The organism is Enterobacter cloacae complex sp. IR5428 (assembly GCF_049238585.1).
Taxonomy (GTDB): domain Bacteria; phylum Pseudomonadota; class Gammaproteobacteria; order Enterobacterales; family Enterobacteriaceae; genus Enterobacter; species Enterobacter intestinihominis.
This window is the reverse complement of record NZ_JBMKHV010000011.1, coordinates 57,424-78,065: the sequence shown is the minus strand read 5'-3', so window position 1 is coordinate 78,065 and position 20,642 is coordinate 57,424. Positions and strand designations below refer to the sequence as shown.

The window sequence follows — 20,642 nt, the reverse complement described above, 5'->3', positions numbered from 1 at the left end:
TTAATCGCTTAACAGGGAGGAGGGCTAATTAAAAGCACAGCGATCCCGCATCTCTGGCAGAGCCAGAAATGAAAAAAGGGAAATTACTTATTTCCGCTAATTATTCACATGCGATTACTTCGCAGAGAAAAGCATATTTAAAATATTCTGGTATATGGGCTCTAATTGTTCTGACGGTACTTTTAAAGGCGTGAGTCGACGGTAAATCGTGCCTTCGATCATCACGGCGGTAATCTCCACGCAGCAGCGAATATGCTCATCGCTCAGGTGGGGGAACTGCTTTTTCAGGTGCTCACAGGCGTTGGCGAACATGCGGGCTTCGGCTTCGATCAGCATGTTTGCCACCAGCGGATTACGTGTGGCCTCTGCGGACATTTCGAGCATTAGCGCGTCATCATCTTCGTTAAGCGTCTGGCGCCAGGCAAGCGCCTGCGGCATCCCTTCAACCAGGGTTTTGCCCTGCATCTCCTCAATACGTGAGTCGATAATGCGCCGGATCATCTCTTCAATGATCGCGTCTTTGTTACTGAAATAGCGATAGATTTGTCCGACGCTGAGCCTGGCTTCGCTGGCGATCTGCGACATGCTGGCAGCGTGAAATCCACTGGCGCGAAAGCAGCGGCGCGCGGCGGTGATGATTTCGTCCTGCCGTAGTTTTTGTCGTTCTTCCAGCTTTGTGCTCATCGTCGGCTACCGTAAAAAGTGAGAATGATCGTTCTCATTATACGTTTTCGGAGCCTATTGGAAAGGTTTTTTTTATTTACATATTGAATGAATATTTCCTTGTTTAAACAATGGAGGAAATAAGGAGTTTTTATGAAGGTTAAGCTGTGAGATATTCAGATTGCGCTGAAAATAAGGAGAGATTTATGCATCTGAGCATTACAGATAAAGTCACGGCTGAAGAAAAAGAAGAATTATTAACGGGGCTAAGAGCCTATAACGCGCAGTATTTAGATCTGGCGACGTTTAGTGGCGATATTGGCGTATATGTGCGAGACGACAACGGCGTCATGCTGGGCGGGTTAATCGGCGTACGTAAAGGCGACTGGCTGAATATCGACTTTCTGTGGGTCAGCGACAGGGTGCGGGGAACGGGCGTCGGCAGCCAGCTGATCAAAACGGCTGAAGAGGAGGCCCGTCGCAAAGGGTGCCGTCACGCGCTGGTGGATACGGTCAGCTTCCAGGCGCGTCCGTTCTATGAAAAACAGGGTTATCAGGTGCAGATGTCCTTACAGGATTACCCTTATCAGGGAATGCAGAGACACTATCTGACCAGGGATCTTTAACCACCGATCCCGTTGCCGATCACGGCTAACACGTGGCGCACAACGATCTCCGGCGAGAGAGCATTAAGCCTCTCGTCATTGCGCATGCGAGAGAACGGCACCAGCACCAGGCTCAGCAGCGTCGTGAACAGCAGTTCGGGGGCCAGCGCCGGATTCAGCTTTCCTTCCTGCTGCCAGCCTTTGATGGTTGCCAGCGTGGTGTGATATTTCTCATCGCCAAAGCGCTCCTGCAAATGCGTACGCAGTACCGGCATCTCGCCGATCACCTCCTGCATCCACAGCGGGGCAAACCAGCGATACTTTTCCGCCAGTTCGGCCAGCACCCTGACCATTTCCGTCAGGGCATCCACCGGCGAATCCCGGTTGTCGGCGAAAATCGCCCCGATCCGCTCGCGTAACGGCAGGAAGCGCTCCTCAATCATCGCATCCAGCAACTGTTCTCTGGAGTTGAAGTAGTAGTGCAGCATGGCGGGCGTCACGCCGGCTTCGCGGGCAATAGCGTTCAACGACGTATTGGCGATCCCCTGGCGGGAGAAGAGGTTCAGGGCGATGTCCAGCAGCTGTTCGCGGCTGGCGGTAACGCGCTTGCCGCCGCGCGGACGTCCGGGACGGCGGGGTTCAGAATTGTCTTTTAGTGCTGGCACGGTCACGCTGTCTCTTGATCTTATCCATAACTTACCTGAATATTAATTATTCGATTAATTAATTTCAAGCGATCTCTTATGGAGTCTGACGTAATGACTCAACCTGCGAAAAAGGCGCCGTCGATTAAGCTGCTGTTCAGCGCGCTCCTGCTGGTGATGCTGCTCTCGGCGCTGGATCAGACCATTGTCTCCACCGCGCTGCCGACCATCGTCGGTGAGCTGGGCGGGCTGGATAAGCTCTCCTGGGTGGTGACAGCTTATATCCTCAGTTCGACCATCGTGGTGCCGCTGTATGGCAAATTCGGCGATCTGTTTGGCCGTAAAATCGTCCTGCAAATCGCAATAGTGCTTTTCCTGGTGGGCTCTGCGCTGTGTGGCCTGGCGCAGAACATGACCCAGCTGGTGCTGATGCGCGCCCTGCAAGGGCTGGGGGGCGGCGGCCTGATGGTGATCAGCATGGCCGCCGTGGCGGACGTGATCCCGCCTGCCGATCGGGGTCGCTATCAGGGTCTGTTTGGCGGCGTGTTTGGCCTGGCGACGGTGATAGGCCCGCTGATCGGCGGGTTTATCGTTCAGCATGCATCCTGGCGCTGGATTTTCTACATCAACCTGCCGCTGGGGCTGTTTGCGCTGCTGGTGATTGGCGCGGTATTCCACGGCAGCGCGCGGCGCAGCAAGCATGAGATTGATTACCTGGGGGCGATTTACCTCAGCATGGCGCTGCTGTGCATCATTCTGTTTACCACCGAGGGCGGTACGATCCGCCAATGGAACGACCCGCAGCTGTGGTGCATTCTGGCCTTCGGCCTGACGGGGATCGCCGGGTTTATTTACGAAGAGCGGCTGGCGTGGGAGCCGATTATCCCGCTGTCGCTCTTCCGCGACCGCAGCTTTCTGCTCTGTAGCCTGATCGGTTTTATTATCGGCATGTCGCTGTTTGGCTCCGTCACTTTCCTGCCGCTCTATTTACAGGTGGTAAAAGACGCCACGCCGACGCAGGCCGGTTTGCAGCTGATCCCCCTGATGGGCGGGCTGTTGCTCACCTCCATCATCAGCGGGCGCATCATCAGCCGCACCGGGAAATACCGTCTGTTCCCGATCCTCGGCACGCTGCTCGGCGTGGTGGGGATGGCGTTACTGACGCGCATTTCAATCACCTCCCCAACCTGGCAGCTGTACCTGTTTACCGGCGTGCTGGGCATGGGGCTGGGACTGGTGATGCAGGTGCTGGTGCTGGCGGTGCAGAACAGCGTGTCAGCCGATCAATACGGCGTAGCGACCTCTGGGGTGACGCTGTTCCGTTCCATTGGCGGGGCGATTGGCGTTGCGCTGTTTGGCGCGGTGTTCACCCATATTCTGCAATCAGGGCTGATCGACAGGCTGCCGGAAGGGGCGGAACTGCCGCGCGAACTAAATCCCGTTGCCATTCACCATCTGCCTGATGCCCTGCGTCTGGACTATCTGGATGCGTTCGGCTCGGCTATCCATGCGGTGTTTATGCTGGCGGCGGGGATTATGGTGCTGGCGTTTGTGCTGTCGTGGTTTTTGCGCGAAGCGCCGCTGCGTCGGCAGGCGTGAGGGAAGCGGTTCTGCTTGCGCCTGGACTACCGTAGCCTGATGCCCATCGCCCGGTGGCGCTACGCTTACCGGGCCTACACTTCCCCCGTTACGTAGGCCGGGTAAGCGCAGCGCCACCCGGCAACAGGCCGCATATAACTTAACCGTCTTACTGATTCCTTTTCGTTTTTTAGCCTGCCGTCTCGTTGTCGATATAGTCTTCAAAACGTCTATCAAAAGGAACTGTCTCGTGAAACTTCGATTGGGTGCGCTTCTCCTGACTGGCCTGCTGCTCGCGGGCTGTGATCAAGGCGGCAATGATGCCAAACACATTAAAGTCGGCGTGATTAATGGCGCTGAGCAGGACGTGGCGGAAGTCGCCAAAAAGGTGGCAAAAGAGAAATACGGTCTGGATGTTGAGCTGGTGGGCTTTAGTGGCTCGCTGCTACCTAACGATGCCACCAACCAGGGCGAACTGGACGCCAACGTCTTCCAGCATCGCCCGTTCCTTGCACAAGACAACAAGGCGCACAATTACACGCTGGTCGCCGTGGCCAATACCTTCGTCTTCCCGATGGCGGGTTACTCCCGAAAGATTAAATCGGTGTCTGAGCTGAAGGATGGCGCAACCATTGCGATTCCAAACGATCCCACCAACCTCGGCCGCGCGCTGTTGCTGCTGCAAAAAGAGAAGCTGATTACCCTTAAACCGGATGTGGGCCTGCTGCCGACGGCGCTGGATATTACCGCGAACCCGAAAAACTTACAGATTATGGAGCTGGAAGGTGCGCAGCTGCCGCGCGTGCTGGACGATCCGAAAGTGGATGTGGCCATCATCAGTACCACCTATCTTCAGCAAACGGGGCTGTCTCCGGTACATGACAGCGTCTTTATTGAGGACAAAAACTCGCCTTACGTGAATATAGTGGTCACGCGTGAAGACAACAAAGACGCCGAAAACGTGAAGGAATTTATCCAGTCCTATCAGTCGCCGGAAGTGGCGAAAGCGGCAGAGACCCTTTTTAACGGCGGTGCGGTGCCGGGCTGGTAGGCCACGGTAAGCTGGCCCTCACAGCGTTACGCGGGCATCGGTGCGGCTTTCGGGCCACAGAAAACCCTGGCCAGACTGTGCGCCAGACGCGCGGGCGCGCGCCAGATCCCGCGAATTCTCGATGCCTTCGATAAGAATTGATTGCGCGATACCTGCCCTGACCTCCTGCACAAACGGGGCAAGCGGCGCGCGCTCGCGCAGCGCTGAGCGGTCAATTTTTACCCCATCCAGCGGCAGCGCAAGCCGCGCGAACGCCTCAGCCAACTCCCGGGTTAAATCGTCCAGCCAGATTTGCCATCCCGCCTCTTTTAACCGAACAAGCGTGGCATGAAGACGATGTTGCTCAGCCTTACTCAGCCGTGTGATGGTGAGAGGATCCTGAATTTCAATCGTTAACCGCTGCTGATGGCGTAACGCCAGCAACAACCGGATAGCGCGTTCGTCGAGAAGGTGCTCTGCCGGAAGGTTTAGCCAGTAAGCGTCCCGGGCGGGTATCTGTAACAGGGTGTTGGCCTGCCAGAAGAAGATTTGCAGCGCGCTGCGCGAAGGCAGAGAAGCAAACAATATCTCCAGATTGACGTTATGGATCTCCACGAGAACTTCATGCGCGAACATCTGGCCCGAATGAAGATCGACAAGCGGCTGGAATCGCAGCCCTGAGATACGTTGCAACAGGGGAGAGGGAAGAACGGTATACATGGAACAGCCTTCAGGAAATGAAAAAAGGTTCCCGCGGACACGGGAACAAAAGGCAAACGACACACGGTCAAATTCTTAATTCAGGATCCAGCGAATGCTCTGGTAAAACGAGGGGCCACGCACGGCCTTAAGCTTGTTCATGGCGTTGTTTTTATAAAAGTAAACCAGCCTGACGTTACACCCCAGCTGACGGGCGATTTGCTTGGTTTTGAGATTACAGGAATAGCCGCGCAATACGCTGGCCTCCTCGCTGGACAGCCTCGCCGGGGTGCGTAAGCGGGTAGTCATGCCTACGTTGTAACGACCAGACTCTTGCGGCGTCTGGCTCATCAGTATTTGCCACAGCGCTTTGATATCCCCCAGGGAGACTCTTTTGCTGATTACCCCATCAACATGTTTGAATTTCAAATAGCCAGCGGATAACGAATAGATATAGATCTTCGCCGTCACTTGTTTCTGTTTAATACAGAGAATGTCGTCATTCGTCGTCACCCGGAAATGACGCGTATTCAACGGATCATAAATGATGATATCAAAGAGTTGTTCACTCATAGCAAGTTCTTCGATATGGGTAAACCCATGGAAAATAACGTCGTGTTTTTCATCAGGCTCACGCTTTCCGAGCGATTGCAGGCCAATCATCGTGAATTCGCAGCTGTCAACAACGGCAACGTGAATTGTTTTTTTATTTTGCATTGGCATTCTCCTTTCGCTGAGTAAACAGTCCATATAAGAGAAAATGGCGGTTCGCACTCTCTTATTAAAAGAATGGCGAGCACTTTTTAAATAACGCGATGCGATGGCATCAATGTAAGCCAATACAAACCGTCGAGTAAAGCTGATGCCAATTATTAGAGAAAGATAAAATTGAAAAATGGTTTTAATGGTATATGCAATTGTTTTAATCTTCTAATAATATTCATGCCAGATTTTTATTCTGTGAATGGGCGATTAATAAGCATCAGAAGGTTGATTGATGGGGTTTATCCACCGTTTTTTCAGTGGCTTACTGCTATTCCTGAAAGAAAAATTGTGATCGCGGCAGGGTTATCGACAAGGCTTTATCTGCAAGAGGAAACGGCGTGCAGAATAAAATAGAATTTTTTCTATAAATTTAATGTCCTTGTTCAGATTTTTAAGCCTGAGAAGGATAAAATCCTGGCGTGAAGAGGTTGTGAGTGATGAGTACATAAACTATTATCATTTTCCTCCGGTCACGAGAATTTAGAAAAGACATGAATAATACTGAACGTATCGTAAAGGTAATGGTGTTTTACAAAATAAATATATTTAAAGAGATAATATTCCGGGCGCTCCATGATCTTTTACCCGATTACGTACTGAACATTACTCAGGTCGATTCCACTGAACAGGCGCTGGCGGCGGTGGCGGATAATAACGTGGATGTTTTCTTCACTGAATTTAATTATCTGCTTAATCATAAAGAGTGGAGTGCGGAGGTCAGCAGCCGTTTTACATCTTTATGTAAAACCCATCACGTCAGGCGTGTTCTGTTGGTGCCCGAGCTGCCTTACGGGCTGTTAAAAAAAGTTCTGGAGATGAAATTTGAATTAACCATCAGTCAGCAGGATGAATTGACTGAACTGAAAAAGGAATTACCCGCGTTGCTCATGGCAGACGGGCAAACACCGTCGATCTCTTCGTGGCTCAGGCGGGTAATGCGGTCCGGTTCCCGGGCGCGCTCCATCCTCTCGGCCAGAGAGTGGGAGGTGCTCCATCTTATCGTGGAAGGATTTTCAACGACGGAGATTGCCCGTCATCGAAACCGTTCGGTCAGTACCATTGCGACGCAGAAGCACAATGCGATGAAAAAGCTGAATCTTTCCAACCACAGCGAACTGATTAAGTATGTGCAAGCGGTTGGAAAGATGGAGAAATAGCTCACATCAGGGATAGATAATATTCAGCGTAGCCGATGTATTGATCTTACCCTGGCTCACCTGGGCGGGCGCCCACACGTAATAGTACGCCGCCATCGGAAGGGTGAAATGTTCGTCCAGCGCCGCGCCAGCCGCCACGCTGAAAATCATCGTGGCGTTGCCACGGCTGGTGGTTGAGGTAGAGAAGGTCACCGGCGTTTGCGGGGCGTCACGTTTTATCAGGCGTAGCCCCACGCCCTGCGCCGCGCTACTGCCGCTGTCGATCAGCACCGAGCTGTCGGTTGAGAGCAGCTGCGTGCTGGACAGAAACATCTCAATTGCCCGATCGGAATTGCCGTTAACCCCGACGTTCTGACAGCTCATGTTCAGTGAAAAAGGCGTCAGCCCCGGCTGTGAGGATGCACTGAGCTGGGGAATGCCGAGCGTCGGCAGCGCTACGGTCAGCCCCGCATTATCAAAGGAACAGGTAGTCAGTTTTGGCGCGTATTTGATGATCATCGGCTGACCAAACATATCGCGGTTGTCGTAAGGCCACTTGAACCCGCTGAATAACCACTGCGCTATCTTGATGACCTGATTGATTGGCCAGGTGATGATTTCCCAGAAGGATAACCCACTCATGTCGCTGACGAACAGAACGTCGCTCATGTTCGCCGTATCCCCCGTCAGGGTAGTGCCGCTCTGGTTAACGAGGGTGAAGCGAACCGTAAACGGTGTGTTCAGCTCAGACGCCGTATGGCTACCGCTGGCAGTCAGGGTTTTATTGGCCGGGGGATTGGTGATCTCCGCCCGCACCATATACTTGTTATTGCTGAACCCGAGGATGGTCGCGTATTTGCTGTCGGTCGAGAGGATCGGCGTGTAAGAAAATTCACTGTTACCTGTCGTACAGTTGAATGAGCCGCTGTACTGGGTGCTGAAGCTGCCGGTCCATGTGGGCGTGGCCGGGCTCAGCTTATCCGATAAATCAATGGTAATCGGTGTGCCATAAACGATGCTGCTGCCGGAGCAGGTGGCATAGCTCATCCCACTAATACTGGAGAGGAGCAGGAATATGAATGATCGTAACATTTTGATAATCCGTAATTAATGGCAAACCGATGAGGGGCTGTTCAGCCCCCAGGCTGGGGCGGAGATTTCGCACTTCCCGCCGCGGAGATGCACGTTGAGCGCGCGTGGCGGCTGTTCAGCGCGGATATACAGTACGCTGGCCTGGCCGACATACCCGACAGATTCACCGTGTTCATCAAGCACTTCGGTACCAAAGGGCAGCGGTTTGCCGTCGGCACGCGTCGCATGAAGTACCCATGACTGGCGTTTGTCGGTTTCGAAGCGGATGTAGCTCACCGCCCCGTCGTAAGGGGCCACGTTAGCCATGTTGCCGATCACCTCCGCGCCAGCGCTGTTTTCCGTTTGCGATAACGTAATGGCGTTTTTGCGATACGGGGTGGCGTAAGGCACCAGCGCCACGCCATCGCGGTTCGTCATAATGCTTTCATCGCCGTTCACCATCAGTCCCTCCGCTTTTGGCGCATCGACGATAGTCATGGTTGTGCCGGTTTCGTTTGAGGCGAGAACGTGCCACGGGTAGGCCACCAGGCTTCCCCGTCCGCTGAGCCCGGTCTGGCGGTAGTCGGAAGATTCGCTGTAAGAGCCACCGAGTGTCGCGAAGTTCGAACGGTACGCGGCGTTAACGCTTGCCGCATTTTTACCCCCCCGCGCATTACTGCCGGAGAGGGTGTAGCTCAGGCGGTTCGACGCCAGCGCGTTCCCGCTCATGCTGATATTGCTCTGCTCGTAATGCGAATCGCTGGCCGTCAGGCTGGAGGTGATCCAGGCATTATTATCAAACAGCGAGAACGGCAGGCTGAGGGAGAGGTAAAGGCGCGTCTCTTCTTCACTGTCCCTGTTCCGTACCCGGCTGGCCGACAGGGTATAGCTGGCGCGGCCGATGGCGTTGGAATAGCCCATCTGGTATTCGCGCGTGGTTTGCTGTGAGTTCCAGTAATCGCGCTGTGTGCCGGAGACAAATACCGTGCCCCAGTTATTGAGCAGGCGCTGATTAAGGTTAAGCGTAAAGGTATTCTTGGGCTGCGCCGCGCGCAGGGCATCCCAGGTGCTTAGCGACATGTCGGGCGCAACGCCAAACCGATCTTCATAGTCGTCGTACTGCGCTCTCAGGCGCTGATACCCTTCGCGCGAATAGAGCGCGTCGCTGAAGCTGTAATAGCCTTTAGTGGAATAGCGATAGGCCGCCAGGGTGAAGTTGGTGGCGGTGGTATCGATAAATTTGCTGTACGACACGCGATAACTCTGACCGCTGCTGGTGCGATCCTGTAGGGTGGTTTTGGCGTGGGTGACATCAAACGAGACCGCGCCAAAGGGAAGGTTCCACCCGGTACCGACAAGCCCGGCCTGGTAGTTATCGCTAATAATCGTCCCGGTATACCCGGTGATGAGGTTATTAAACCCGTAGCGCAGCGTGGCCTGCATGAATGCGGGTTCGGCATCGAGCGTGTTCTGGTGCACTTTACCCGCCACCACGCTGTACTGACTCACCCCTTCTTTTAGCATCCCGGGCACGGCGGAAAACGGCACCGTGAAGGACTGCTGTGAACCGTCCGCTTCACGCACCACCACCAGCAAATCGCCCGCGGAGCCGGTAGGCTGAATGCTGTCGAGGGTAAACTGGCCCGGCGGTACGTTCTCCTGATAGATCACGTTGCCATTCTGGATAACTTTCACCAGGGCGTTCGTCCGTGCCACGCCGTGAACCACCGGTGAAAAACCCTGCTGTGAATTTGGGCGCATCTTCATGTCCGACGCCAGCGACACGCCGCGCACGCGCAGGGAATCAAATAGATCGCCAGGAATATAAAAGTCACCCAGCGTCAGGTTGGATTTCAGCGAGGCCAGGGGACGGCGCAGGTAGCGGGTATTATTCTGCCAGCTACTCTCTCCGCTGGCCGTTTTCCGCCAGGCGCTGCTGTCGCGAAGCTGCCAGCCGAACAGGTTGGCACCGGAATCCAGCCCGGCATAAAAATCATCATTTGTGTCTTTCGCAGCGCCTTTTGCGCGGGTGTTATACCAGGTCGTGTTCCACGAGAGCATCAGCGCCGGGATCCCCTCATCCCAAAACTGGGGGGCAATGTAACCTTCTTCAGTACGCAGCACGGCCGCCTGCGGAACGGTAAGCGCCAGACTCAGGGTGCTGGTATCGGTTTTGACTTCACCGCCCTGAACCAGATCGCGCAGCTGCACCTGCCCGTGCGCAATGGCGGGCGCAGGCACGGACGTGGTGTTGATGCCAAGCGACCGGGCATCTTTCCAGGCAAGGCGGATGTCGTCACGCTGCTCGCCGTAGATGACGGTATAACGTCCCTTCCAGCTGCCGTTTACGTAGATATCCATCTCCTGACTGCCGGCAGGCATGGCGTTGTTTTCGGAAAAGCGAGACAGATCGGACTCACCGGATGCGCCAGCAAGCAGGGAGGGATCAAACGAGACGGCCCCTGATTTATGCGAAAGCAGAAGCGTGCAGACTGCCAGCAGACAGAGTCTGTTTTGTTTCATTTTCATGGTGAGTCTTTCCGATCACTGACTGGTGAAAGTCCGGGTTTTATACGCGCCAAGATCGTCCACATACATCAGCTGGAAGGTCTGTCCGCGATTAACCGTATTTTTTGCGGCGACCGTCAGCTGCCCAAATGGGGAAACCATCGGGGATTCCTGGAGCAATTTCGTTTTACCCAGCGAAATATTGGCGACCGTAATATGGAACGGACTGTTATTTGTAATGCGAAAGCGATCGCCTTCGGCGGCGAGCGTCAGTTTCGCCACCGCGTCATCCAGCGTGCCTTTCAGCGCAGCGGGCCGGTAAAAAAGTTTGATACGGGATTTAATCGCCAGCTGAACGGTATTCTGATTTTGCAGATTTTCAGGTCTGGGCGGAATGTCGAGGACATTCAGGAAAAAGACGGATTCGCGATCCGCAGGCAAGCTGGACGGCAGCTTTTTAATACGAAGCTGTTGGCCATTATGTTCGTTAACTTTTATCACCGGCGGCGACAGCAGAAACGGCACATTGGCTGTTTCCGGCGTGGAATTAATATCACCGTCATCTATCCAGGATTGCACCAGAGCGGGCGCATCGCCCGTATTCATTAACTGGACGATCGCCTCTTTGTTATTTTCAGGATAAAGGACACGGGTGCCATTAATGACAATATTGGCCCATGAGTGACCGGTGCTTAGCAGTAAGCCTGCCAGCAAAATTGCCTTGCGCATGATTGCAACCTTAAATACAGGCTCTGCGAAAACAGAGCCTGTATAATCATTATTACAGGTAGGAAATGGTATACGTTACGTTGGAGCTTAACTCGCCCACGGTGGCGGCAGCGGCGTTCGTTTTATAGTAATAAACATCCAGCGTCAGCGTCTCGGAATCTGGCGCGGTCGCTGTACCCATAATATCCGTAGTGTAAGGCTGGTTCAGGGTAATTGGCGTAGACGAACCTGGCTCCACTAACGCAAAACCGACATTACGTGCCACACTGGCATCGCTTTCGTTCACGCTGTTATTCAGCAGGTATTTACCGTCAGTGGAAATATTATCCGCGCTGGAGAAATACACTTTCAGCGGGGTACCGGTTGTTCCGGCTGCTGGTGAACAACCTGAGAACGTCAGCGCAATAGATTTTTTATTCTTAGTGATCAGGCCAACCGTGGTGCCTGCATCTTTTACCGAAATAGGGGAAAGCGCAACGGTAAAGTCCGCGCTTTTACCGCCGTTAATGGTACAGGTTGTATCGGTAATAGCGCCGGTAAAGTTAATGATACCACCCGCTGAATTGTCTGCGGCAACTGCACTGGTAGAAGCAATAGCGGCGGCCAGCAGTGATACGGTCATGATCGATTTGAACATGATAAACTCCATGAAGATTTGTGTTATTTAAAATGAATGTTAATCGGCTACACATGTCCCTGATGTACCGGCTAGACGCATGGCGACTCGGGAGAATGCTTTGACGATATTATGTTGCACTAAAAAAGTACATAACAAAACATTATTCCAACAACTTCTAAAGTTTAAGATTATAATCTTGCGAGTTAGTTTTTTTTAATGTTTTAACCTAAATGCGTTAGTTAGAATATTTTTATTAATGATTTAATAATTGTTAATTAATGAAGCTTTATGAATTCATCTCTCAATTAATATCACGCGACTTGACCACACAAACTTTAGACTTATTATTGCCTGGCAAATGCACATAATTTTAACAATGGCGTAATAATAATATGAAGTATCTCATTGATCTTACAATGCTTTATGAAGTCGACACCGGTATGATCATGATTAATGGAGAGGAAGAGTCATCCATTAAGTTATCTAACCAGGCGGGTCGTCTGCTTTATGAACTTATCATCAATAATGGTAAAACTCTCGACAGAGACGACCTGATAAAGAAGGTCTGGGAGGATCATGGTTTCTCTGGTTCTTCGGTGAGTCTGAATGTTGCCATAAGTGAAATCAGAAAAGCATTTCGTACTTTAGGATGCGATCCTTTACTGATAAAAACGATACGTGGCAAGGGATTTAGCCTTGCCGCGCATATTGAACATCACACGGTCAGGCCGCCGGTTGTTTCAACGCTTAGTGAGCAATCTGCCTCTGAAGCATTCGATACGCTAGCGCATAAGAAAGATGCCGATCCGCCTAAACAATTAATATCGCTGCACAGACTCTTTATTTCTCTTTGCACGTTATTACTGATTACCGTTATCGGCACCGCTGTTTTACTGTTGCACCAAAGGGATTCCTATGCCGAGAGCCTGAAAGATTCTGATATGCATCTGCTCGGTAAAGTAGACCGGTGTACGGTATACCTGATCGATAAGAATATGTATCAGCCGCGACAGCACTACTTTAATCACGTAAAAGAGGTCATTGCCAGTCAACATATCGACTGTCAACACCAGGTTGCAGATGCTTACTATTCCAGGTTTAAAAAGTCGCAGATAGAAAATTATTTCCTGGCCATCTGTTATCAGCAGGACAGTATCGACGATTATAAGAACTGCATTTCTTACAGAAGCCTGACCGGGAGTTAAAATATGTCAAGGACTAAAATGAGTGTACTGTTCAGTATCGTACTGGCGCTGTCTGCCATCGCGTTGTTGTGGATCTATTTTACCAGAACGCAGGATGAGGGGTTTGGCTGCCAGTCAGATACCATTTCCTGGAAAACCTATTCCACGGGTGAGTTAACCGATATGTCGCTAACCACGCTTTTCCTGTTTAACAACAAAGATGTTGTGACGGTTATTCATAAAGGCGTACTCAAGAAAGAGGGCAAAAGCTACCTGATTGACAGAAATTACACGCTCAGCGTGGAAAAAGTCGACGGAAGCAATATCTTTTATATTAAGGATAAAAAGCTGAATAAATCTGAAGATGATGCGGCGCCGGATGGCGTTGTAAACGAAATGTTACTTGATAATATCAACTTCTTCTATATTACCCGCGTTAAACCGCACGCCTGGTTAATTAAGGGGCTGGTTTTGCCTGTAATGATGTGTGTGGCTGTTCCGACGTCCTGATATTTCTCTTTATTGAAAAATCGATATTTATCTATTGCTCGGGAAATTGAGTGATTTACTCAATACGTAACAATAAGATACGAGAAATTTATTTATATTTTTATTGTTATTCTCCGGCGAGTGAATTTTTCTGTATTGCCTCGTTATTTTGCGGCTGTCTATACTCCGCCTCGAAAAAGGGGCTCCCCTTTTTATACACGTGGATTCTTTTTTGAAGGACTAAATAAATGAACAAACTGAACGCTATCGTTCTGGGCTCCCTGTTGTCTGTTTCTGCCCTGAGCGCAGTTAATGCAGCAGAAACGACGGCTTCTGCCACCTGGCAGGCAACCGCGACCAAAGACAGCGAATCCGACCTGGTTGTTACGCCAACGCGTGCTTTGAACTTCGTTTACAGCGCCAATACCAAATCTTTCAACACCGATACCGGTCTGTTTGATGTGGCTATCCGTGGCGATCACTCTACGGCGACCAGCTTCAAACTCGAAGCTATCCTCGACGATTCAAACAACACGCTGTTCAGCGTGGGCGGTGAAGCGACCAAGCTGAAAGTGGGTGCGCGTTGGGGCGGTAACGACCTGGGCTCTATCGGTGGCACCGTGGGGGCGAAATCAACCGCATGGACCACGCTGGTTGATTCTTCTTCTAACACCGGCGTCTCTTCTGGCCTGTGGAACCTGACCACCAGCGCAGGCGCGGCGGCAGATACCGAAATTACCGGCCAGGACAAATTCGTCTTCTACGTTGACTCCGCTCAGGACAACGCGGGTACTGCGAAAGAGTTCAAAGACCTGACCAACAGCCTGTGGGAAGGGACCGTATCTGTTGCGTTCCGCGCAACCTGGGGCTAAGGCCTGATCGATCCAGGGGCGCAAGCCCCTGTTTAGGGAAATAGCATGTTTAACCTCAAATCCGCCTTCTTATTTTTATTATTTATCTCTTCCTCCGCGCTGGCCATTAATGTGGGAAAAGTCACCACCATTATTCCTGCGGATGCTGACTCCACCGCCAAGGAAATAAAAAACGAAGCAGACAGCGTGCGTATTGTTTCTGTTCGCGCACAGCGGATCAGCAGCCCAATGGATGAAGGGATAGTCATTAATCCGGAGAAAGTGGACGAGCTGTTGCTGACGCCCACGCGCATGGTAATGCCCGCCGGTACCAGCAATATTGTCAAATTTTACTATCACGGGAACGCCGATAACAAAGAGCGTTACTACCGCATTACCTTCACGGATGAAGGGGTGAGCGAAGAGGTGGACAGCGGTTCACCAAAAAACGGTACCGGGATGACGCGCGCGGTGGTGAGCACCATTCTGGTGGTTCAGCCCCGTGATAAGAAGATCGACTTCGTCTATGTGGCGGGAAAAATAACCAATAAAGGGAACACCGCTTTTCGCGTCAATGCGACCGGAACCTGCCTGAAGCCGAATCCGGAATCACCGACTACGCCGTGTACCAAAAACTTCTACCTGATGCCGGATACCTCGCGCGCTATCGAGGATATCAACGTTACGGATAACCATTTTCATCTCGGAATATGGGACCTGAAACAGTTCATACCTGTTAAGTAAGGATGCATGGTGAAAAATAAATTAGTGTTGCCGGTGATGATGGCTTGCGCATCCGGCACGCTGCCCGCGCTTGCGCATGCAGCCTCAAGCTCCGTGGTTATCGCTAATTACCGTTTTCCCGACTCGCTTTATGCACTGCTGGAGCAGGGGATCAAAATTCCCGTCTATCTGGTGAATACGCGTCCACACTCAGCACAACAAGGGAACCACGAAGGCACGGCGAGCGAATATGTTCGTATCGGTGACGTGACGCTCTTTGCAAAAGATCTGAAGCTGGGGCTGAGGGACGTTCAGGTCCAGGAGTCTGATAACGGCATTCGTCTGTCAAAAGAGATGAGAACGTTATTGCAGAGCATTAACGACAAGCAGTTTGATGACCAGATGCGCATTCCGGTAAGTACGGGGTCCGCGTTCGAGCTGGATCAGAAAAAAATGCGCCTGTTGCTGAATCTGTCGCAGAGCGACTACGGGGTGAATATTCGCCCGCGTGAGGTGGACATTGATGCGCCGGAGTCTGACGACCTGAGCGGCACGTTCTCCTACAACCTCGGGGCGTATCACACCGAGAGCGGCTACGGTGACAGCTGGTCGTCGGGGTATCTGAACGCAAGAAACTGGATCTCAATGGGCGTTGATCATGTGCTGATCGACGGCTCTGGCTACGTCAACGAGAGCAGCAGCGATACCCAGATGAACGCGGTTATGTGGGAGCGCGACTATCAGGGGATGCGCTACGCCGCGGGCATGCTGAACGGCTGGGCGATGCAGTCTCTGGCGAGCGTCAGCGGGATTTCCGGCGGTGAAGTCTACGGCGTTTCCATGGGCAACCAGGCCAACTCCCGTAAGCGCGATAACACGCTCTCTCTGACGCCTGTGGTGGTCTATTTCCCCACGGCGGGCGAGGCCCGTATTCGTCGTGACGGGCAGCTTATCGGGATTCAGCGCTTTGACGTCGGCAACCATGAAATTGACACCAGCAGCCTGCCCTACGGGATCTACAGCATCGAAGTTGAGGTGGTGAGCGGAAGCCGCACCGTGTCGCGTAGCATGTACACCGTGAATAAGCCGTTCTCCAGCAACGTGTCGGAAACACTGCGCTGGCAGATGTGGGGCGGGATGTATAGCCGCGATAAATCCGTCGTCAATTATAAAAAATACGCGAAACACAAAAACGAGCAGGACAACACCTACTACTACGATTACGACACCAAACATAAAGACACCATGTCGCTGGTGGGGGCCTCGTTCAGCAAGCGCAGCGGGATGGTCGACTGGAACGCCTCCACCTACATGATGCGGGAACACATCGTCAGCGAGCTGTGGGCCTCCCTGAACCTGACGGGCTATTTCTCGGTGAATACCCAGACCATGGCCGCCTCCGACGGAACGTACCGCGCCAACTACGGCGCGAATCTCAGCCTGCCGTGGCAGATCGGTTCGGTCTGGTACTCCCATGAACAGCTCTCCAGCGGCAAGTTCCTCGATATCTATGAGAGCAAGGGCAACACCTGGGGCGCCTCCTTTAGCCTGCCGTCGTTCGGCCTGCCCTCAGCGGGCAACCTGAGCCTGATGCGTCAGGAGGACGACCTCTATCGTTATAAACGCTATCAGCTGGACTACTCCCAGGGGTTATACGCCGGTCGCTACGGTACGGCGCGCCTGCGGGTGGGGATGTCGCGCAACAAATACGACGGGTATTACGAAGAGAAAGATCGCTACGTGATGCTCGATTTCGCCATACCGCTCGGCAATACCGTGTCGGTTGGCGTTTCCCACAATCGCGATACCGGCACGGCGCTGAACGTCAGCGCCAGCCGCCAGTTTGAAGGCGATTACCTGAAATCGGCCACCGCCAACGTCTCCAAAGCCTTTAACAGCCGCCAGGATCGCAGCGTAAGCGGCGGCGGCAGCGTGAACTTCGACACGCCGTGGAACAGCAACATCCTCAGCGTCCAGAGCGGCATGAGTAAAGGCTGGAACTCCACGCTGACCAGTGACGGCAGCGTGGGCTGGTCCAAAGAGGCCATCGCCGCCGGGAAAGGCACCGAAAGCGCAGGGGTGATTGTCAGTACCGGTCTCAAATCTGATGAAGCGCTGACCCTGAAGCTTAATGGCCGGGCAGAACGCATCAAAGGGGATAAAACCTGGCTGTCGCTGCCGGCATACCAGGCTTATGACCTGGAAGTGATGAACAGTGAAACCGGTACGGAAAGCTATGAGATTGGCGCGAATGCGCGTCGCCATATCACGGTTTATCCGGGCAATACCGTGGTGATGAAGCCGCAGGTGAAGAAAATCGTCACCCTGTTTGGCCGCCTTGTGGATGCAAACGGCAATCCGATTGGCGCCACGCAGATCAAAAACCACGTTGGGCTGACCCGGACGGAGAACGACGGACGCTTCGTGATCGACGTTGATAAGAACAACCCTGTCCTGAGTATCGCCACGCCGGACGACAGCGTCTGCGAAGTGCGCCTGGACATTGAGTCTAACCGCGGTGCGCTGTGGCTCGGGGACATCTCCTGCGACAAAGGCGATTTCGTCTGGCAGGAAGCAAAAGGAACGCAGGAACGTGACGATGAAAAAGATATTCGCTCTTAATTTGCTGCTGATGAGCGCGGTGGCCCATGCGCAGGAGCTGCCCTATTTCGCCATTAATAATCCGGACAATAACGGTACGGGAAACAGCGCGGGGCTGTTTAGTCTGAACAGCACCTCGACCGCGTTTTTACACGGTTCGCGTGAGTGGCCGACGCTGAGCGCGAAAACGAATAACGGTATCGCCACTTACATCCCGGACAACAGCTACAGCGGTCCGGCAGGCAGCGCGCTGACCATCGACTTTTCGGTGACCGGTTCCAGCGCCTCTCCGTTCTTTAAAGGGACGGCGTGTTCCTCGTCCTGCGGCAACACGGGGTACACCCCGACGACCCGCTATACCGATACGTCGATGGTGGTCAAGCCGCCGGTGATGGAGCCCGGCACGTCATACGGGCGCTGGGTCCTGGGCGATCCGTTCTTTAACTATCTGCTCAACGCCGCGCCAGGGGATGAAGTGACCATCACCTCCACGCCGCAAATCAGCTCCATCAACAAAGTGACCACCACCAATACGCTTCACAAGGTGGGCACGCTGACCATGACCAACGCCAGGGCGCTCAACCTGGGGATTGACCCGATCAGCGGCGAGGTGACGATAGTCGATGGATCAACGGGGGCCACCTGCACCAAATACACCCGCAACACGATCTCTGGCGTGCTGTGCGACCTGCTTGAATACACGTTTGTTGGGGAAGATATCTCCGGTTACAACGGGGGGCTGGCGCTCACCTCTTCCCGCGTCAACAGCGTGCTGCAATCGCACATGAACGGCGGCACCGGGCTTGCCGCCGAGCTGACCTTCGATGAAAACACCTGGTACAGTATCTCCGGCGGTATCCTGAGTGATACGCGTGTCCTGGCAAACACCTTCCTCGCGGCGCCGCAGAAAAACGGCGGCAAAGCGTACCTTAAAATATTTTTGCCGAAAGCGTTAATTCTGAGCGTGGCGCAGGCGGGGGACGGAAGCAGCATTGGCAATATCGTCAGCCTGTGCCTGACGCCCGGCAACAGCTCGCTGGCGGCGGATTTCTGCTTCCAGCCGGGGGGCGGCCTGGTGATTAACCCTATTCAGCCGGGGCTGGAGATTACGCCCGACAACCCGGATTACGCCCTCGATCCTGACGGTCTGGGCGGCTCCGGGAAAGGCGCCATCGGCGAAACGCCCATTGAGATCCCCTACACCATCACCTACAGCGGGGCGCAAAAAGATGCGGCGATTGCGGTCACGGTAAAAGTCACCGGGCCTACTCAAAGCCTGAATGGGGTGGACTACTGCGCCTTCAGCGGCAACGGCTTTACGGTTCCCATTCCTGGCAACGTGCTGGTGGGGAAAAGCCAGACGCGCATGGCGCATAACTGTAAAGGCGAGGTATTGTCGATCCCGGCGCCGGCCACCCATGCGGAAGAGTGGGACAAAATGAGTTCCGGCGTGACCGATATGTGGCTCTGGAAAACACCGCTGATCCTCCAGTTCGTTATGGATAATCCGGTATCGAAGACCACCTATGACGGAAATAGCTGGTTTGGCGAAGTGACCGCGCAGGGAAGAATAGATGTTAGCGCATCCTGGAATTAATCAATCATGACTGGAAAATTCCTGGCTATTTTTGCAATAAATTGCTTCATTTCCACAGGGGCAAATGCTTTAATTATCGAAAGTCTGAATATTGATTTTCTTCCCGAAAGAGAAGTTGTTTTTCAGCCGATAAAAAACGATACCAGCGAACGTCAGAATTATACCGTTTCGCTTATTCAGGTAGACGTTCCTAAAGAGAAGGGAAAAGAAACCGAAATAAAAGACGGCGAAGTCATGTATTCGCCTAAGCAATTAACGCTGGGGAGCGGTGAGCGCGCGGGTTTTAAATTTTACTATACCGGCCCGCATGACAACAAAGAGCGATACTATCGCGTAAAATTCACCGAGACGCCGCTCCAGGCAAAGGTCATCACGCGCAAAGGCCAGCGCATCCAGTCGGATGTGGTGGTCTCGCTTGAGGCTATTTTGATTGTCCGTCCATGGACACGACATTTTGATTATGCGTTTAGCAACGGGGTGGTGAGTAATACCGGGAATACCTATTTTAAATATGTTTCCTCGGTCGGGTGCAGTACGCAATACAATAATTCAAAATATATTCCTCCGGGGCAACGGCTGGAAATAGATAATGCCGGGCAGGCTGCAAGACGAATGATTATTTATGGCAATAAAATCATTCCGCTGACCACCTGCCCGTAGCAACCGCTTTCCTTCATAAAAGGAAATTAGCCTTTAGCATCATGCTAAAGATCCATCACTACAGGAGATAAAAATGAAAGCGATTTCATTCGTAGAAGCGAAAGACATTATTGGCGGCGCGTTAAACCCGTTCGCTGGTCTGGTTAAAGGTGCACAGCTGGGTTACGACACTGGCGCCAGCATCATGGGCATGGTTGGCGGTGTGGTTGGCGGAGTTCTGGGTGGCGCAATGGGCTTCCTGGGCGCGCTGGTTGGTAGCTACAACTAATTCACGTTTACAGGAAAAGTATCATGCAAGTTATCGATTTCAAAAAAGCACAGGCCATCATCGGTGGTTGGGATCCGTTTGCTGCCGCTATTCAGGGCGCAAGCGCGGGCTATAACGCGGGCAGCCAGATGTTAGGCGCGCTGGGCGGCACCATCGGTGGCGTATTCGGCCTGGTGGGCGGCTTCATCGGCGGTTTCTTCAGCGCCTAAGCGAGAAGCACGT

The 20,642-nt window shown here is 52.9% G+C and carries 21 protein-coding genes; 13 read left to right on the top strand and 8 right to left on the bottom strand.

The features are described from left to right. Positions 1-114: 114 nt before the first annotated feature. Positions 115-684: a TetR/AcrR family transcriptional regulator gene (locus tag ACOTXC_RS16575; protein WP_022646570.1), complete on the bottom strand. Its 570-nt coding sequence runs from the start codon at positions 682-684 to the stop codon at positions 115-117. Between the two features lie 185 nt (positions 685-869). Here ACOTXC_RS16575 and ACOTXC_RS16570 point away from each other — a divergent pair, with 185 nt between their 5' ends. Next, entirely contained in the window at positions 870-1,289 is a 420-nt protein-coding gene (locus ACOTXC_RS16570; RefSeq protein WP_022646571.1) for a GNAT family N-acetyltransferase, read from the top strand. Here ACOTXC_RS16570 and ACOTXC_RS16565 read toward each other — a convergent pair. Next, positions 1,286-1,933, bottom strand: a complete 648-nt coding sequence (locus tag ACOTXC_RS16565) for a TetR/AcrR family transcriptional regulator (protein ID WP_032622106.1) — start codon at positions 1,931-1,933, stop codon at positions 1,286-1,288. The two genes, ACOTXC_RS16570 and ACOTXC_RS16565, sit on opposite strands and share 4 nt — an antisense overlap. A gap of 78 nt (positions 1,934-2,011) precedes the next feature. On the opposite strand from ACOTXC_RS16565, the gene ACOTXC_RS16560 reads away from it, so the two are divergent. Both ACOTXC_RS16560 and nlpA read left to right on the top strand, forming a co-directional pair. Then, positions 2,012-3,511: an MDR family MFS transporter gene (locus ACOTXC_RS16560; RefSeq protein ID WP_032626657.1), complete on the top strand. Its 1,500-nt coding sequence runs from the start codon at positions 2,012-2,014 to the stop codon at positions 3,509-3,511. Between the two features lie 229 nt (positions 3,512-3,740). After that, a complete protein-coding gene (gene nlpA / locus ACOTXC_RS16555; RefSeq protein WP_192970317.1) occupies positions 3,741-4,541 on the top strand; it encodes a lipoprotein NlpA in 801 nt (266 codons plus the stop codon). A gap of 18 nt (positions 4,542-4,559) precedes the next feature. On the opposite strand, the gene ACOTXC_RS16550 is transcribed toward nlpA, so the two are convergent. Together ACOTXC_RS16550 and ACOTXC_RS16545 are read right to left on the bottom strand one after the other, a co-directional pair. Further along, a complete protein-coding gene (locus tag ACOTXC_RS16550) occupies positions 4,560-5,240 on the bottom strand; it encodes an EAL domain-containing protein (protein ID WP_023298982.1) in 681 nt (226 codons plus the stop codon). A gap of 75 nt (positions 5,241-5,315) precedes the next feature. Beyond that, a complete protein-coding gene (locus tag ACOTXC_RS16545) occupies positions 5,316-5,936 on the bottom strand; it encodes a LuxR C-terminal-related transcriptional regulator (RefSeq protein ID WP_015570093.1) in 621 nt (206 codons plus the stop codon). 569 nt (positions 5,937-6,505) lie between these two features. Between ACOTXC_RS16545 and ACOTXC_RS16540 the strand changes: the two genes are divergently transcribed. Further along, positions 6,506-7,141, top strand: a complete 636-nt coding sequence (locus ACOTXC_RS16540) for a LuxR C-terminal-related transcriptional regulator (RefSeq protein ID WP_032622107.1) — start codon at positions 6,506-6,508, stop codon at positions 7,139-7,141. A 6-nt stretch (positions 7,142-7,147) separates the two neighbouring features. Here ACOTXC_RS16540 and ACOTXC_RS16535 read toward each other — a convergent pair whose 3' ends face one another. The 4 genes from ACOTXC_RS16535 to ACOTXC_RS16520 are packed head-to-tail and all read right to left on the bottom strand — an operon-like array spanning position 7,148 to position 12,065. Further along, the gene (locus ACOTXC_RS16535; protein ID WP_045308241.1) at positions 7,148-8,212 is read right to left on the bottom strand and encodes a fimbrial protein; all 1,065 of its coding nucleotides are present in this window, start codon (positions 8,210-8,212) and stop codon (positions 7,148-7,150) included. Between the two features lie 15 nt (positions 8,213-8,227). Beyond that, on the bottom strand, positions 8,228-10,720 hold the full coding sequence (locus tag ACOTXC_RS16530) for a fimbria/pilus outer membrane usher protein (RefSeq protein ID WP_421767846.1): 2,493 nt from the start codon (positions 10,718-10,720) through the stop codon (positions 8,228-8,230). Positions 10,721-10,735: 15 nt separating this feature from the next. Further along, on the bottom strand, positions 10,736-11,428 hold the full coding sequence (locus tag ACOTXC_RS16525) for a molecular chaperone (RefSeq protein WP_421767845.1): 693 nt from the start codon (positions 11,426-11,428) through the stop codon (positions 10,736-10,738). 52 nt (positions 11,429-11,480) lie between these two features. Then, entirely contained in the window at positions 11,481-12,065 is a 585-nt protein-coding gene (locus ACOTXC_RS16520; RefSeq protein ID WP_022646579.1) for a fimbrial protein, read from the bottom strand. Positions 12,066-12,439: 374 nt separating this feature from the next. Here ACOTXC_RS16520 and ACOTXC_RS16515 point away from each other — a divergent pair, with 374 nt between their 5' ends. From ACOTXC_RS16515 to ACOTXC_RS16475, 9 genes are all read left to right on the top strand, one after another. Then, entirely contained in the window at positions 12,440-13,252 is an 813-nt protein-coding gene (locus ACOTXC_RS16515; protein ID WP_022646580.1) for a winged helix-turn-helix domain-containing protein, read from the top strand. 18 nt (positions 13,253-13,270) lie between these two features. Then, the gene (locus ACOTXC_RS16510; RefSeq protein ID WP_022646581.1) at positions 13,271-13,741 is read left to right on the top strand and encodes a hypothetical protein; all 471 of its coding nucleotides are present in this window, start codon (positions 13,271-13,273) and stop codon (positions 13,739-13,741) included. 227 nt (positions 13,742-13,968) lie between these two features. Next, on the top strand, positions 13,969-14,592 hold the full coding sequence (locus ACOTXC_RS16505; protein WP_003860995.1) for a common pilus major fimbrillin subunit EcpA: 624 nt from the start codon (positions 13,969-13,971) through the stop codon (positions 14,590-14,592). 45 nt (positions 14,593-14,637) lie between these two features. Beyond that, on the top strand, positions 14,638-15,315 hold the full coding sequence (locus ACOTXC_RS16500; RefSeq protein WP_022646582.1) for a fimbria/pilus periplasmic chaperone: 678 nt from the start codon (positions 14,638-14,640) through the stop codon (positions 15,313-15,315). A gap of 6 nt (positions 15,316-15,321) precedes the next feature. Continuing rightward, complete coding sequence (locus tag ACOTXC_RS16495; RefSeq protein WP_032622041.1) at positions 15,322-17,916, top strand: CS1-pili formation C-terminal domain-containing protein; 2,595 nt, start codon at positions 15,322-15,324, stop codon at positions 17,914-17,916. Beyond that, positions 17,894-19,492, top strand: a complete 1,599-nt coding sequence (locus ACOTXC_RS16490; protein ID WP_058646783.1) for a hypothetical protein — start codon at positions 17,894-17,896, stop codon at positions 19,490-19,492. The genes ACOTXC_RS16495 and ACOTXC_RS16490 overlap by 23 nt, the downstream gene beginning before the upstream one ends. A gap of 6 nt (positions 19,493-19,498) precedes the next feature. After that, positions 19,499-20,152 carry a hypothetical protein gene (locus tag ACOTXC_RS16485; protein ID WP_006812468.1) on the top strand — a complete coding sequence of 218 codons (654 nt, stop codon included), beginning with the start codon at positions 19,499-19,501 and terminating at the stop codon, positions 20,150-20,152. A 73-nt stretch (positions 20,153-20,225) separates the two neighbouring features. Further along, complete coding sequence (locus tag ACOTXC_RS16480; protein WP_022646586.1) at positions 20,226-20,420, top strand: hypothetical protein; 195 nt, start codon at positions 20,226-20,228, stop codon at positions 20,418-20,420. A gap of 23 nt (positions 20,421-20,443) precedes the next feature. Further along, positions 20,444-20,629 carry a hypothetical protein gene (locus tag ACOTXC_RS16475; protein ID WP_001196016.1) on the top strand — a complete coding sequence of 62 codons (186 nt, stop codon included), beginning with the start codon at positions 20,444-20,446 and terminating at the stop codon, positions 20,627-20,629. Positions 20,630-20,642: the final 13 nt, after the last annotated feature.

What these genes read in the sequence shown, in the direction of transcription:
- ACOTXC_RS16575 (WP_022646570.1), bottom strand. Translation starts at nt 684, where the DNA reads ATGAGCACAAAGCTGGAAGAACGACAAAAACTACGGCAGGACGAAATC.
- ACOTXC_RS16570 (WP_022646571.1), top strand. Translation starts at nt 870, where the DNA reads ATGCATCTGAGCATTACAGATAAAGTCACGGCTGAAGAAAAAGAAGAA.
- ACOTXC_RS16560 (WP_032626657.1), top strand. Translation starts at nt 2,012, where the DNA reads ATGGAGTCTGACGTAATGACTCAACCTGCGAAAAAGGCGCCGTCGATT.
- ACOTXC_RS16550 (WP_023298982.1), bottom strand. Translation starts at nt 5,240, where the DNA reads ATGTATACCGTTCTTCCCTCTCCCCTGTTGCAACGTATCTCAGGGCTG.
- ACOTXC_RS16545 (WP_015570093.1), bottom strand. Translation starts at nt 5,936, where the DNA reads ATGCAAAATAAAAAAACAATTCACGTTGCCGTTGTTGACAGCTGCGAA.
- ACOTXC_RS16540 (WP_032622107.1), top strand. Translation starts at nt 6,506, where the DNA reads ATGGTGTTTTACAAAATAAATATATTTAAAGAGATAATATTCCGGGCG.
- ACOTXC_RS16535 (WP_045308241.1), bottom strand. Translation starts at nt 8,212, where the DNA reads ATGTTACGATCATTCATATTCCTGCTCCTCTCCAGTATTAGTGGGATG.
- ACOTXC_RS16530 (WP_421767846.1), bottom strand. Translation starts at nt 10,720, where the DNA reads ATGAAAATGAAACAAAACAGACTCTGTCTGCTGGCAGTCTGCACGCTT.
- ACOTXC_RS16525 (WP_421767845.1), bottom strand. Translation starts at nt 11,428, where the DNA reads ATGCGCAAGGCAATTTTGCTGGCAGGCTTACTGCTAAGCACCGGTCAC.
- ACOTXC_RS16520 (WP_022646579.1), bottom strand. Translation starts at nt 12,065, where the DNA reads ATGTTCAAATCGATCATGACCGTATCACTGCTGGCCGCCGCTATTGCT.
- ACOTXC_RS16515 (WP_022646580.1), top strand. Translation starts at nt 12,440, where the DNA reads ATGAAGTATCTCATTGATCTTACAATGCTTTATGAAGTCGACACCGGT.
- ACOTXC_RS16510 (WP_022646581.1), top strand. Translation starts at nt 13,271, where the DNA reads ATGAGTGTACTGTTCAGTATCGTACTGGCGCTGTCTGCCATCGCGTTG.
- ACOTXC_RS16505 (WP_003860995.1), top strand. Translation starts at nt 13,969, where the DNA reads ATGAACAAACTGAACGCTATCGTTCTGGGCTCCCTGTTGTCTGTTTCT.
- ACOTXC_RS16500 (WP_022646582.1), top strand. Translation starts at nt 14,638, where the DNA reads ATGTTTAACCTCAAATCCGCCTTCTTATTTTTATTATTTATCTCTTCC.
- ACOTXC_RS16495 (WP_032622041.1), top strand. Translation starts at nt 15,322, where the DNA reads ATGGTGAAAAATAAATTAGTGTTGCCGGTGATGATGGCTTGCGCATCC.
- ACOTXC_RS16490 (WP_058646783.1), top strand. Translation starts at nt 17,894, where the DNA reads ATGAAAAAGATATTCGCTCTTAATTTGCTGCTGATGAGCGCGGTGGCC.
- ACOTXC_RS16485 (WP_006812468.1), top strand. Translation starts at nt 19,499, where the DNA reads ATGACTGGAAAATTCCTGGCTATTTTTGCAATAAATTGCTTCATTTCC.
- ACOTXC_RS16480 (WP_022646586.1), top strand. Translation starts at nt 20,226, where the DNA reads ATGAAAGCGATTTCATTCGTAGAAGCGAAAGACATTATTGGCGGCGCG.
- ACOTXC_RS16475 (WP_001196016.1), top strand. Translation starts at nt 20,444, where the DNA reads ATGCAAGTTATCGATTTCAAAAAAGCACAGGCCATCATCGGTGGTTGG.